Origin of the sequence: Flavobacterium saccharophilum, assembly GCF_900142735.1 — a bacterium.
Lineage (GTDB): Bacteria > Bacteroidota > Bacteroidia > Flavobacteriales > Flavobacteriaceae > Flavobacterium > Flavobacterium saccharophilum.
Genome location: NZ_FRBY01000002.1, coordinates 247,258 through 260,630, shown reverse-complemented (window position 1 = coordinate 260,630; position 13,373 = coordinate 247,258). Strand labels below are relative to the sequence as shown.

Below are 13,373 nucleotides of genomic sequence, written 5' to 3'. Positions count from 1 at the left end.
GTTGTGATTATTGCTTTTGATTTAGCATTTGCGTGATCAATATCTTTAAATGAGATTTTCAACTTTTATAGGATAATAAAAGCGTGACAAATACTGCTCCGGCAAGTAACCATACAAAAACGCTCCAAGAAGTAGCATGTAAAAGATATCCAGTACCACTTCCCATAACTGCCGAACCCAAATAATAGAATAACCAATAGAGTGAGGTAGCGGAACTTTTGCCTGTTTTGGCGTGCAACACCACCATTCGGCTTGCCATAGTGTGTGAAGCAAAAAAAGCTAGTGTTACAATTATCAGCCCCACGATAACGAACATTAGACTACCTGAAAGCAATAATATTATGCCTATAATCATTAACAAAAGGGAACTGATTAGAAGCGTTCGAGTTTCAAATCTTTCGGATAACCTTCCGATGATAGTAGTGCCAAGCAAACCAAAAGTATAAATCATAAAAATAAAAGCGATGAAAATATGGCTCAATGAAAAGGGTGGAGCTTCCAGGTTATAAGTAAGGTAATTATATATACTTACAAAAGTTCCCATTATCAAAAAGCCTATAATATATAAGCGCAACATGTATGAATCAAAAACAAAACTTTTCATTTCCCTATATTTCAGAGTAAAGTCTGTCTTTTGTGGTTGAAAAAAACGGGACTGGGGAAAGTATCTCCAGAAGACAACTGATAAGATCATGCTGATAATGCCTATAATCATTATTGTATTGCGCCAACCTATTTCACCATACAAGACTGTAGTTACAATTCTGCCGCTCATTCCCCCAATTGTATTTCCATTAAGATACATGCTAATAGCAAGACCTAACGCGGAAAGTTTTACTTCTTCAGTTAAATATGGCAATGCAACAGATGAAACTCCCGCTATAACAAAACCCTTAATGATACCAATTAAAATAAGAAGCGGAAAATTATATATCCAGACTGAAGCAATGGTCAGAATAGAAGAAGATACCATTGCAAAAAGCATCTGCTTTTTACGGGAGAAACTGTCTGATTTGAATGCAAAGTATAAAAGACCCAGAGCCATTCCTAGTGTAGAGGAAGATACCAGCCATGAACTATCACCTGCCGAAATTCCGAATTCATTGGCTAGTGTCAACAAGAGTGGCTGAAAAAGATATAATTGTGCAAAAACCGAAAGTCCAGAAAGAAAAATAGTCAATTGTATATTCCGGAACCTTTTACTTTCTTTATCAACCTTTTCGTTACTTTTTATATCTTCTAGTAAGGGCAGTACAAAAGGCTTTTTAGCCGTTGATTGCGTATAGGTACCCAATACTCTGTTTTTTGTCTTCAAGTTCATATATCGCTAGTATTCGTTTATAGCCACTGCCTTCAAATTCATCCAGATAATCCCAGTTTTTGTGCAAATCGTCTGAAAAGAGAACATAGCAGGGGATATCTGTCTGTTCATTCTCAGAAACTGGTACAAAACCGTTAAAGCCAAGTTCTGCACCCCAGCCTTTTGTTTCAAGTTTTCCCCCTTTCAATAGACCCGATTTCCATTCGCCTTTGATGTGGCTTATCTTATGATGGTTCGGCTTACCCGGAGCAAGTGTGCCGTATATGATTAGTTTGTTTTCTGGTTTGTGCCGACTTAAAAAATCTTTTTCTTTACTAGATAAATCGTAATGATCAAGTGTTTTTAAGGTAATAGTACCGATGTCCTTTCTTTTGTTTAAGAGAGGAAGGTTCGAAGAATCACTCATCTTTAAAATTATTTATATTAATACTGCAAATCTCTGTAGATTTTATAAATTTGCAAAACGCTTTATTTCGATTAAATCAATCGTAAAAACCGATTTAAAAATGGAACTACGTCAGCTTAGATACTTTCTGAAAGCTAAGGAACTTCTCAATTTTACAGAAGCAGCCAACCAACTGAATATAAGTCAGAGTACCCTTTCACAGCAGATAAAGCAATTGGAAGAAGAAATTAATGTTCCTTTATTCAACCGTATTGGAAAAAGAATTACACTCACAGAGGCTGGATTACTGTTTTCGGAATTTGCATTTCAAAGTGTTAGCCGTGCCAATGATGGGCTTATAATGATGAAAGATCTGAATAATCTCAATGTGGGGAGTTTATCAATAGGTGTTACTTATGCTTTACGGAACCTTCTTACCAGAGCACTGATTTTGTTTTCGGAAAAATTCCCTGATATTAAAGTGAAGATCGTATTTGGAACATCGACAGAACTGATAGATAGGCTTAATTCTACCGAATTAGATTTTGTACTAACCTTTAGAGAACAAGCTGATGATGTGCATCTCAGGTATCGAAGCTTGTTTTCTTCTCCTATGACCTTGGTAGTTTCTAAAAATTCTAATATTGCAGGACGATCTTCCATTTCCTTGAAAGAAATCATGGATTTGCCTCTTGCTTTTCCCGACAGCGGGTACAGTACCATTCAATTCATAAACAACCTGTTGAAACTAAAAAAACTCAAACCTAATGTACTGGTCGAAATAAATGATATTTCTACATTGTTGGAACTGGTTAAAACGGGTGTTTGGAATACAATTCTGACGCAAGTTAGTGTTGATGATATAGGTCTTTCAACCATTCCCATCCAGGGCAAAAATATGCTACGTGAAGCAACGGTTATATCTCTTAAAGATGCCTACCAAAAGAAAGCAGCTGAAGCCTTTCAGAATTATCTATAGTTTTAAAAATGCTAAATCAAAATCATTTGAATTAGCATATTTTTGTTTAGTTAGAAAGTATAATCTCCTGGCTGTAATACTCATATTTTTGTATCATAATCTTGGTATCTGCAGTTTCGAACCTAAACTCGTCAAGCCTTGATTTTGCTAAGTTTCTACTTTTCAAAAACTCCATGCGCCACGATTCTGTCACAAAACTCTGCAAAATTAATTTTTGAATTATTTGTAGAATATATATGTGTTATGCCGTGTTTTAAAACCTTAATAACGACTTACGGAAATATTCTCAAAAATAGGAATCCATGCGAGTGTGAAACTCTAATTTGCTATACATGTAGTGCTCGAATCCTGTTAAGTTATTGCACTTTGAATTTACAATTTCTGTTATATTTATTAGATTGGTCATTTTTTTTTATCAACTATTTCCTGATTTTTATGTCTTTAAAAAAGGAAACAAAAACAAAAAAAATACGAAGGTATTGATTAATAATTCTATAAATAAAAAACGGCGTCAATTGTCTTTAATTGACGCCGTTTGGCTTTGTAGTGACCTCGACTGGATTCAAACCAGTAACCTCTTGAGCCGTAATCAAGTGCGCTATTCAGTTGCGCCACGAGGCCTTTTTGTTATCAATTAGCTATTTTTTCGTAGCTTTGTTGATTGCTTATTGCGGGTGCAAAGATAGGTATAAATGCGAGATATGCAAGCATAAAATAACATAAAAATAAAAAAAAATGAAGATTGAAAATTATATACGTGATATTCAGGACTTTCCTAAAGAAGGAATTTTGTTTAAAGATATCACTCCGCTATTAAATGATCCAATTGCAAGGAAAGAATGCCTCAAAATTTTAGTAGAATCTTTAGAAGGGCAAAAAATTGATAAGGTGGTAGGAGCGGAGAGTCGTGGTTTTTTCTTCGGTATATTATTGGCAGAAGAATTGAATGCAGGTTTTGTTCCCGTTAGAAAGCCTAAGAAGTTGCCATTTGAAACGATTTCAGCCTCATATGAACTCGAATACGGTTTAGATAGACTGGAGATGCATACAGATGCTATTAAGAAGGGAGATCGCGTCTTAATTCATGATGATGTTTTGGCTACTGGCGGAACAGCAAAAGCAGTTTGTGAACTAGTTGAAAAATTAGGCGGTGAAATTATTCAGTGTAATTTTTTAATGGAGTTAAGTTTTTTAAATGGTAAAGAAAAAATTAGAAACTATCCTATATTTTCGGCTATTACATATTAATTTTCGGAAGAGAGAAGAATAAAAAAAAATCCCAATTCTAAATTTAGTAGAATTGGGATTTCTTATTTATAAAGACATATTTTCTATCTCAAAACTGCTCCAAGTTCAGTTTCAAAAGTTTGTTGTAGTTTTGACATTATTTTATCAATCTGACTGTCTGTAAGGGTCTTTGTATTATCCTGAATGGTAAAACTCAAGGCGTATGATTTTTTGCCTTCCGGAAGATTTTTACCTTCATAAACATCAAATAAATTAATATCTTTTAAAAGCGCTTTCTCAGTTTGTTTAGCCAAATTAAAGATACTTTCATAGGTTGTACTTTGGTCAATTAGCAAAGCTAAATCTCTACGAACTTCAGGATATTTAGGAATTTCAGAATATTTGATTTTACCAGTGATAATTTTTAGGATTAAATCCCAATTGAAATCTGCATAATAAACATCTTGTTTGATTCCGAAATGCTTTAAAATTGATTTCTTAACTACACCCATTTCAACTAAAGTATCATTGTTGTAGCAAATCGCAGTTCCTTCTGAAAAGATATCAGTTTGAACCGGAGCATTCGAAATTTTATCAATTCCTAAACGTGCTAAAATTCCTTTTACATATCCTTTCATTAAAAAGAAATCGGTAGTTTTTTGAGGATTTGTCCAGCTTTCTTTATTTCTGTTTCCTGAAACCAATAATGAAAGATGCTTGTGTTCCTCATAACCGTTAAGGTACTTGTGATATGTTTTTCCGAATTCAAATAATTTTAAATCAGAATTTCTTCTGTTGATATTGTATGAAATAGCTTCCAGTCCTGAAAACAATAACGATTGACGCATTGTAGATAAGTCACTGCTCAACGGATTCAGCATGGTTACATTGTGTTCTTCTTTTAGCGAAGTTGACAATTTCGCATATGCTGCAGTAGTCAATGAATTCGCCATCATTTCATGGAAACCTTGTGAATTCAATTGAGAAGCAATTACATTTTGTACTTTATAATCTTCCGTTCTTGGTGAGTTGGCAACAGTTGCATTGAATTTCTTAGAGAAATTAATGTTGTTGTACCCATAAACTCTTAAGATTTCTTCAATTACGTCAATTTCACGCTGCACATCCACACGATAAGCCGGAATTGTCAATCCTAAACCAGAATCAGAAACACTGTTTACTTTGATATCTAAAGAAACCAGTATTTTCTTGATGGTATCTTTTGGAATTTCCTGTCCAATAATTTTGTAAACATGACTGAAATTCAATAAAACAGAGAAATCTTCTATTTTTTTAGGATAAACTTCCACTACATCAGAAGTCAGTTTACCACCTGCAACTTCCAAAATTAAAATGGCTGCACGTTTTAAAGCATATTCTGTAATTGTTGGGTCAATTCCTCTTTCAAATCTAAAAGAAGCATCTGTGTTTAATCCGTGTCTTTTTGCCGTTTTACGAATACTTACAGCATCAAAATAAGCACTTTCTAAGAATATAGAAGTTGTACCGTCTGAAACTCCTGATTTTTTTCCTCCAAAAACACCCGCAATACATAACGGACCTTTTTCGTCGCAAATCATTAAATCTTCTTTGTGCAATGTTCTTTCAACATCATCTAAAGTGGTAAATTTAGTTCCCTCAGGAAGGGTTTTTACAATTATTTTTCCGTTGATTTTTGCTGCGTCAAACGCGTGTAAAGGCTGTCCCAATTCATGTAAAACATAATTAGTGACATCTACAATATTATTTTTTGGAGTTAATCCAATAGCTTTTAAACGATCTTGTAACCACGAAGGAGATTCCTGAACCGTAATTCCTGAAATAGTTACCCCGCAATATCTTGGTGCTAATTGAGGTTCTTCTACATTAACATCGATTTTTAAGGTACGCATGTCAACTCTGAAGTTGCTTACAGATGGTGTGATCAATTCGATATTTACACCACGCTGCAACATTCCGGCTCTTAAATCACGCGCAGTTCCATAATGGCTCATCGCGTCAGCACGGTTTGGCGTTAATCCAATCTCGAATACTTCATCATTTGCAATCTTGAAAACTACAGAAGCTGGTGTTCCTGGTTTTAAAGCATCATCAAGAACCATAATTCCTTCATGACTAGTACCTAAACCTAATTCATCTTCGGCACAAATCATTCCGTGACTTTCCTGTCCGCGAATTTTTCCTTTTTTAATAGTGAATTCGGTTCCTTCTTTATCATATAAAACTGTTCCGATAGTTGCAACAGGAACTTTTTGTCCCGCAGCAACATTAGCAGCTCCACAAACGATTTGCACAGGAGCTTCTAAACCAATATTTACAGTTGTAACTTTTAATCTGTCGGCATCAGGGTGTTTTTCGCAAGTAAGTACGTGTCCTACAACAACTCCTTCTAAACCACCTTTTATTGACTGGTATTTTTCGACAACTTCGACTTCCAGACCTAAATCTGTCAGCAATTCTGAAGTTTGTTCAGATGTCCAGTCTGTTTTAATAAATTGTTTTAACCAGTTGTAAGATATTTTCATGTTATATTTTATTCTTATATGAGGATACAAATATAAGGATTGCGAGTTGGAGTTGGAAACAATTTATTTGGTTTTTTTGATGGGTTTTTAATTTATTGTAAACCAGTTTTTGCAGCGTACTGTGTTTTAGAAAAGATTATTTTATTAATTATTCATAAAAAGATAAATGCAGAAGTGAATTTTATTTTTTATGATGTTATCGGTGGTAAACAATTGAGTTTTTCAGACTTTACAGATAATAATCTTTCATCAAACATGTATAAAATTAATAAATTTTGCAGCTGCATTTTTCACTGTTTTCGTTCAATAGAGTATAGGTTAGAAGGAAGGTGTGAGTGCCATTATTGTAACGACTAAATTTGGTTATGGATTGATCATAAGAATAACCAACTTTAAAATTGTCAAATAAACGAACACCAAAAAGTAATCCGACGCTGGAGTTATAATCAAAATTTAAACTTGCGATGTATTTTTCATACCAATTTAAATTTAAGGAGGTAAGGACGCTTACCGGTGCTCCTTCAGTAACCCGAATCAATGCTGCTGGTGTTAAACTAACATCACGTCTCAATTCAAATCTATAACCTGTGTTTAGATAATAATTGCTTTTTCTTTTTGAAAGAACGGTTGAATTATCTGCATTATAATACTTCGACGCCAATACATTTGGTATTGAAATACCAATGAAAAATTTATCTGAATAAAGGTTTACACCCAATCCCATGACTAGTGATAACTGGTTTGCAAAACCAGAATTAAAAACATCTTCGCCAGGTTGATAAACCTCCAATTGGTTGATATCGACTTTATAGGAGTTCAACCCGGATTTTAGTCCTAATGCTAATTTGTATTTATAGTTTAAATCGAGATAATAGGCAAAATTTCCCTCAATATTATATTCTCTCGCCGGTCCAATGACATCATGGTACAAACTTAATCCAAGTCCTATTTTTTGATAAGGTAATTTGGTATCTGCTGACAAATATTGTGTTTTTGGTGCACCATCAAACCCATACCATTGTGTGGAATAAATACCGGCTATATTAAGTCCATCAGCTGCACCTGCATAAGCAGGGTTGTAAATCAATGGATTATAATTGAAGATCGATAATTTAGCATCGTTTTGTGATATAACAACATAAGGTAAAAGTAAGACTGCAACAAAAACGAGTATTTTTTTTAAAGCGCTATTCATTGTTGCTGATATAAAGAAAACCTTTTCGCAAATTATTTTCTGATGAAACAGTCTTCTTAAAGTTTATGATATAAAAATAGGAACCCGTTGGTAGTTTTTTACTCTTTTGAAATACTTCTCCGGCATTTGCTTCTCCATAAAAATAATTTTCATTTATACCATATTTAGCTGTTTTATAAACTAATTGGCCAAAACGATTGTAAATTTCAACGGTATTTTCAGGAAAAAATTCGATATTTTTTATTACAAAGTAATTGTTCATATTATTTCCATCGATTGTGATAGAATTATATACAACCAATTCACATTTAATTGTTGAAACCGATACAGGGGCTCTTTTTATACTTTCGCAATTAGTTTCAGGGTCAAATGTGGCAGCATAATAAGTAGCTCCGCTACGAATAGGAGTACTATCCGAAAGGGGAGTAATAGCATTTTCTGAATCATAAAAAATCATTTCTGCGTTTTCATCTCTCAAAGACCGAATGATTAATTCGTCATCTAAACACAATTCCTTCTTATAACCTGTAGTTAAAGTATTTACCGGATCCTGCAAAACGACATTAACTTTAAGACGATCTTTACTCTCACAGCCAGTTTTTAAATCGGTTTGCGAGGCATAATAGGTAGTATTATTTAATGTTGTCGAAGAATTTAAAGCATTCAAATCTGTTAGGTTTTTAAACCATTTTATTCCATTACCTTTTGCAGCTAAATTCGCAAGTTTTGGTTTGTCAATCGCGCAAAAATACTGTGTATCAGTGCCGGTGGGAGGAGGAATATTTAAAACGGAGGCAACAAAAGCAAGTCGTTTTCCTAAGCAGCCATTACTTATCGAAGCATAGTAGGTAGTTTTATCAACTAAAGCTGTTGTATCTGGCAATTCAATAGGAGAGGCTAACGAACTAAACCATTTCAGATTTTGATTATTTGCATTTATAGCACCAATAGTCGCATTTTGATTACAAAATGTCTGATTAGGATTTAAAACAGGCTCTGAAATGAGATTATTGTCAATGAAAACATCTTTAATTATATTAAATGAACAACCACTTTCGGTTTCGGCCGTTAGTTTTACGCTATAATTTCCCGAAGAAATAAAAACATGTTTTGGATCTTTTTCATTTGAAGTTGTTCCGTCTCCAAAATCCCAGTTCCATTTTAAATCAGGGTAATTACCTACGGTTTGGTTTTTAAAAATTACGGGATTAAAAGCGCTCTGTTCGGTAATGCAGGAACTGGTTGTTTCAAACAAAGGTGTAATTTTTGCGGGTTTGGTCAGCGCAATCTGTATTTTTGATTCACAGACATTCGAATTACTAAAAGCAGTCATAGTACATTCAAAAATGGCACCTTCAGGATAAGCTGTCAAAGATAGAGTTGTTGTTCTTTCCGCCAGGCCAACTAGCTGACCCTTATAAGTCCAAAGGTACTTACTAAACCCGTAAGGTGCACTTAATTCAAAAGTAGTATCATTACCACATAATTTTAAATCAGCTTTTAATTTAGCACATTTAGCAGAAATATAGGCATACCCAAAATGCTGTATAAAAGCACAATCTTTTGTAGTGAATTCAATTTTAACGGTTGTTCCTATATAAGCAGACAAATTGATACCAACTGTGTTCCATTTTGTCCACCGTACTGTACTCTTTTTGTAAGTTAAAGGATTATCATAAATACAGGTATTAAAATCCTGATCTGCCTGACCTGCATAAACTTTGTAAGCACCACATAAAGGATCAATTGTTTTTCCGGCAGCATCTGTTATTTGCACACTGAACTCAGGCTGTTCCTCAGGTATATGACCTGGATCTTCAATTACAATAGCATATTTGTATAAAAAAATGCTATTTTCTGGTGTGACGTCCATTGTATAAACCAGCATTTCCGCTTCACTGCCGCCTAATTCATTTCCCAGTCTTACTGAAAAGTTTTCACCGGGCGGTATTGTGGATAACTGATAACAGGTTCTGGGATCAAAGCTCGAAATAGTTATGATTTTATGTCTGTTATCTACAATGCCTTTTCGTGCGTTAGGAGTATGATACAAACCGGTAAAGCCTTCCCATCCTGAAAAAGTTCCAGCTGAAAAATCTGAATTATAGCATTCAGACTGACTAAATCCTAAATTTGCAAATAGAAATAATACTATTAATAAGTGTGCCTTTAACATTTTACTAATATAGGAAAAAATACCAGAAAGAAATCTAACTATTTAAATGAAATATGTTTTAAAACATTGGTTTTCAATTGATTTCATTCTGAAAGGATAAAAAAGAAGAGAACCTAAGTTCTCTTCTTTTTCTCTTTCTTAAAAAAATATAATTTATTCAGTTGTACAAACCCCCGCATGTACTATTAACCAGAAACTACCATCTCCACTATAAGTTAGATTGTAAGTATCAGACGTAGTATTGTTTAGTGAGTGTTGATTTCCGTATTGACCGGGAGCTGCAGTTGTCGGAATAGCATCAGATAAGTAAACATGAGTTTCTGTAAATACTGTTCCTGGATGCGTTGCATTGATCGTAATACTGATGTTGCTTCCCTGAACGTTAACGGTAACAGTGCCTGCTAAATATCCTTTACTAATATCATTTTGTCCTGCTCCTGCATATAAATTGTATGTATAAGAACCATTTACAACATTGCTGTAAAAAGTTACCCAACCCCATTTTTCGGATAATCCAAGACCGTTAAAGGTGTTATTTCCAAACATATAAGCAGTATCGCAAGTAGTCTCTCCCGGGGGATCCTCATTCGTACAGGTTCTAAGGCAGTAATTAAAATAAGTTGCCCAGTTTTTTCCTGGAAATTTAATATCTCCAGCCCAACCCGTTTCAGTTCTTACAACCGTTCCATTAATAATATTTTTCATACTGGAGTGAGCAGCAATGTAAAAGCACTTATTAGCATCGAGAATTATGCTGGAAAGCGGGATTGTAAAAGTGTAGGTTTGAACTAATGGATTAAAAGATTTTTTATAAGGAAATTGTCCAGGAATCGGGTTTCCATTTTTTGCAGGCACATTGGCGAAAGAGCCAACATATAAATGCATTTCACTAAAAAACCAATTTTCAAGCGCATTGTAGGTTACATAAAGATTTGTTGCATCATTTTCAACTAAAATTTTACCGGCATTCGTAAATTGGCCGGCCATGATGTTAATTGAAATGGGATCACATTCTGAATAAGTTCCTTTGGCAGTTAGAGATGAACTTTTCGTTTCTTTAGCATCAGTTTGAATGTCTGTACTTAAAGGCTCGTTAGTACAATTGACAATCATAAAAGCTAAAATCAGCATTACGATAATTTTTTTCATTTTAATAAGAAATTAAAATTAGTAAGATAAAACATTATTTAAATACAGCTTGAAAATGATGACTGTCAAACTGTATCTAAAAATATCATTACAAATTTTACTTCTTATTGAGAATATTTCAAAATATTCCCGTTGAAAGTATTATATTAGCGATTAAGTGGTTGTTTTGTAGTTGTTTAGGTTTTTTTTTAAATTAATTCCTCCACATGTTTCTTGATATTTTCAGAAATCTTTTTAATAGGTAAATCATTTTCATCATCGCCAAAAGGATCTTCAATTTCTTCTGCAATTAGTTCTAAACTTGCCAGAACGTAAAAAATAAAAACAACAACAGGAACTACATAATAGCCTAAACTTAAGGAGTAGCCAAAAGGTAAAGTCATGGTGTAAAAGAAAATGAATTTTTTGATAAAAGCACTGTAAGAGTAAGGAATAGGCGTATTTTTAATACGCTCACAAGCACCACAGATATCAGTAAAAGCAACCAGTTCATTATTTAGAATAATAAGCTGGTCGCCTGTTATTTTTTTAGCTTCGTATAAATCATTAATTTTATGCGACATCATTCGCTTTACCTGATTAGGCTTGTGTTTGTGATGATCCAATTCTAAATCTACATCATCAAAAAGCTGTTTTGCTGTTTCAGAATTATTGAGATGTTTGTATAAAATAGTCGCATAACTTGGAATAAACTTCCTGAAAAATTTACGATCGTTCTCGTCTTTTAAAATAGCAGAAAGTTTTATGGCAAAATTGCGGCTGTTGTTTACCAAAGCACCCCACATTTTTCTCGCTTCCCACCAGCGATCGTAAGCTGTGTTGGTTCTGAATACTAATAAAAGCGAAATTACAAACCCTAATATTCCATGCATTAATGGAATGTTTTTTATGTAATTATTACTGTCAATTCCTAAATATCCTACTTCTAAATATCCTACAATTCCGGAATAAATTCCGATCGCTATCATTATTGGAAATAATTTTCGAACAGTATCCGATTTATGAAAACGAAATATAAAAGTAAACCACTCCTTAGTGTTGTATGCAATCATTTAAGTCAAATTTTGAAACAAATTTACTTAAAAATTCATATTTCCAGCTAATTCTTTTAATGCAATTTCAGATAATTTAGCTACATATTGTGCGTTACTGTAACGTACTTTTGCATTAACATAATTAAGCTGAGCTGTTCTGAAATCAAGTGTTGTTATAGTTCCAATTTTGAATTTATCCAATGTGATTTCTAAGTTTTGTCTCGCAATAGCTTCGTTATCTTCTTCAAGATCAATTAATTCTAAGTTGGTTAAATAGGTCTGAAAAGCGGTGCTTAATTGTGTGTTCAAAATCATATTTTGTTGCTCAATTGCAATTTGAGAATTTTCAATTTCCAGTTTTGCTACTTTTTCATTTCGATGTTGATTAAAACCATCAAATACATTCAGAGTGGCATTAAAACCATAATTTAAACCTTTTGATGAAGCCTGACTGGTAAAGCCTAAACTTGACTGACTTTCTGAAAAGTTATAGCCTGAAGTTAAATTTACGACAGGATATCGATCTGCTTTTACTTGTTTTAATTGCAATTCGGCAATACGTTTATTAATGATCTGAGCTTCTAAACCAGGGTTTTGTTTCTGTGCCAAATCCATTAAATCGGCAAGTACCAATGTATTGTCAACGGTAACCAAATCCGTGACTTTAAAATCGATTTTTGGGTCACGTGCTAAATATTGATTGAGTAATATTTTGGCATTGGCATACGACTCCTTTTGTCTTAGTAAAGCAACCTGATCTGAGTTTAAATCTACCTGAGCGTTTAAAACTTCTAATTTTGAAGCTTTACCTATGCTAAAGCGGTTTTGAGCCAATTTTAAACGTTGTTGCGAAATCACGATCGTAGTATCTAATGCAGACAATTGCTGTTGCTGTTGCACTAAATCGTAGTATGAAGAATTAACCTGAGCAATTTTGATTAAAATCGTTTGTTTTAACTGAGTGTCACCGAGTTTTTGAAGTTCTTTTAGCTGATCCAGTCTGGCAAACATTTTCATTCCGTCAAAAACCGTCCATCCTAAGCTTACTCCGTAATTTAAGCTGTTGTTTTTTGCATTATCCAAAGAAGTCGAAGTACCATCCTGACGTGTTTGCGATGAATTTGTAATGCTATTGTTGTCAGTAACCGAAGCAGTTGCAACAGGAAGCATTCCAGCGTTTCCAATCGTTACATTAGTTTCGCTTATTTTTGTGTTATTTTTTGCAATCTTAATTTCAAAATTATTTTCTAACGCTATTTTCATAGCGTCTCCAATAGTCAGTACTTCCTGAGCATTCATAGTTGTAATGCAAAAGAAGAAGAAGAATAAACTGCGGAACAAACTTTTAGTATTCATATTTTTTTTTCTTTTACCACGAATTC

General features: G+C 33.7%; 10 protein-coding genes and 1 tRNA gene. 2 read left to right on the top strand and 9 right to left on the bottom strand.

The window, feature by feature from the left end; translation table 11 throughout:
• Positions 1–58: 58 nt before the first annotated feature.
• Together BUA98_RS06580 and BUA98_RS06575 are read right to left on the bottom strand one after the other, a co-directional pair.
• A complete protein-coding gene (locus BUA98_RS06580) occupies positions 59–1,294 on the bottom strand; it encodes an MFS transporter (protein WP_244279172.1) in 1,236 nt (411 codons plus the stop codon).
• On the bottom strand, positions 1,266–1,727 hold the full coding sequence (locus tag BUA98_RS06575; RefSeq protein ID WP_086065187.1) for a gamma-glutamylcyclotransferase family protein: 462 nt from the start codon (positions 1,725–1,727) through the stop codon (positions 1,266–1,268). Before BUA98_RS06575 ends, BUA98_RS06580 begins: the two co-directional genes overlap by 29 nt.
• Positions 1,728–1,827: 100 nt before the next feature.
• Between BUA98_RS06575 and BUA98_RS06570 the strand changes: the two genes are divergently transcribed.
• Positions 1,828–2,685: a LysR family transcriptional regulator gene (locus BUA98_RS06570; RefSeq protein ID WP_072971769.1), complete on the top strand. Its 858-nt coding sequence runs from the start codon at positions 1,828–1,830 to the stop codon at positions 2,683–2,685.
• 547 nt (positions 2,686–3,232) lie between these two features.
• Here the strand turns inward: BUA98_RS06570 and BUA98_RS06565 are convergent.
• Positions 3,233–3,306, bottom strand: a tRNA-Arg gene (locus BUA98_RS06565).
• A 114-nt stretch (positions 3,307–3,420) separates the two neighbouring features.
• Here BUA98_RS06565 and BUA98_RS06560 point away from each other — a divergent pair.
• Positions 3,421–3,933, top strand: coding sequence for an adenine phosphoribosyltransferase (locus BUA98_RS06560; RefSeq protein ID WP_072970831.1), 513 nt, complete (start codon positions 3,421–3,423; stop codon positions 3,931–3,933).
• A gap of 83 nt (positions 3,934–4,016) precedes the next feature.
• Here the strand turns inward: BUA98_RS06560 and pheT are convergent, their stop codons facing one another.
• From pheT to BUA98_RS06530, 6 genes are all read right to left on the bottom strand, one after another.
• A complete protein-coding gene (pheT, locus tag BUA98_RS06555; protein ID WP_072970830.1) occupies positions 4,017–6,437 on the bottom strand; it encodes a phenylalanine--tRNA ligase subunit beta in 2,421 nt (806 codons plus the stop codon).
• Positions 6,438–6,702: 265 nt separating this feature from the next.
• A complete protein-coding gene (locus BUA98_RS06550; protein WP_072970829.1) occupies positions 6,703–7,632 on the bottom strand; it encodes a PorP/SprF family type IX secretion system membrane protein in 930 nt (309 codons plus the stop codon).
• Positions 7,625–9,808: a T9SS type B sorting domain-containing protein gene (locus BUA98_RS06545; RefSeq protein WP_072970828.1), complete on the bottom strand. Its 2,184-nt coding sequence runs from the start codon at positions 9,806–9,808 to the stop codon at positions 7,625–7,627. Before BUA98_RS06545 ends, BUA98_RS06550 begins: the two co-directional genes overlap by 8 nt.
• 153 nt (positions 9,809–9,961) lie before the next feature.
• On the bottom strand, positions 9,962–10,957 hold the full coding sequence (locus BUA98_RS06540) for a hypothetical protein (RefSeq protein ID WP_072970827.1): 996 nt from the start codon (positions 10,955–10,957) through the stop codon (positions 9,962–9,964).
• A gap of 188 nt (positions 10,958–11,145) precedes the next feature.
• The gene (locus tag BUA98_RS06535) at positions 11,146–12,009 is read right to left on the bottom strand and encodes a bestrophin family protein (protein WP_072970826.1); all 864 of its coding nucleotides are present in this window, start codon (positions 12,007–12,009) and stop codon (positions 11,146–11,148) included.
• A gap of 27 nt (positions 12,010–12,036) precedes the next feature.
• Entirely contained in the window at positions 12,037–13,347 is a 1,311-nt protein-coding gene (locus BUA98_RS06530) for a TolC family protein (RefSeq protein WP_072970825.1), read from the bottom strand.
• Positions 13,348–13,373 lie beyond the last annotated feature (26 nt).

Coding starts and splice junctions, on each gene's coding strand:
- BUA98_RS06575 (WP_086065187.1), bottom strand. CDS start 1,727: ATGAGTGATTCTTCGAACCTTCCTCTCTTAAACAAAAGAAAGGACATC.
- BUA98_RS06570 (WP_072971769.1), top strand. CDS start 1,828: ATGGAACTACGTCAGCTTAGATACTTTCTGAAAGCTAAGGAACTTCTC.
- BUA98_RS06560 (WP_072970831.1), top strand. CDS start 3,421: ATGAAGATTGAAAATTATATACGTGATATTCAGGACTTTCCTAAAGAA.
- pheT (WP_072970830.1), bottom strand. CDS start 6,437: ATGAAAATATCTTACAACTGGTTAAAACAATTTATTAAAACAGACTGG.
- BUA98_RS06550 (WP_072970829.1), bottom strand. CDS start 7,632: ATGAATAGCGCTTTAAAAAAAATACTCGTTTTTGTTGCAGTCTTACTT.
- BUA98_RS06545 (WP_072970828.1), bottom strand. CDS start 9,808: ATGTTAAAGGCACACTTATTAATAGTATTATTTCTATTTGCAAATTTA.
- BUA98_RS06540 (WP_072970827.1), bottom strand. CDS start 10,957: ATGAAAAAAATTATCGTAATGCTGATTTTAGCTTTTATGATTGTCAAT.
- BUA98_RS06535 (WP_072970826.1), bottom strand. CDS start 12,009: ATGATTGCATACAACACTAAGGAGTGGTTTACTTTTATATTTCGTTTT.
- BUA98_RS06530 (WP_072970825.1), bottom strand. CDS start 13,347: ATGAATACTAAAAGTTTGTTCCGCAGTTTATTCTTCTTCTTCTTTTGC.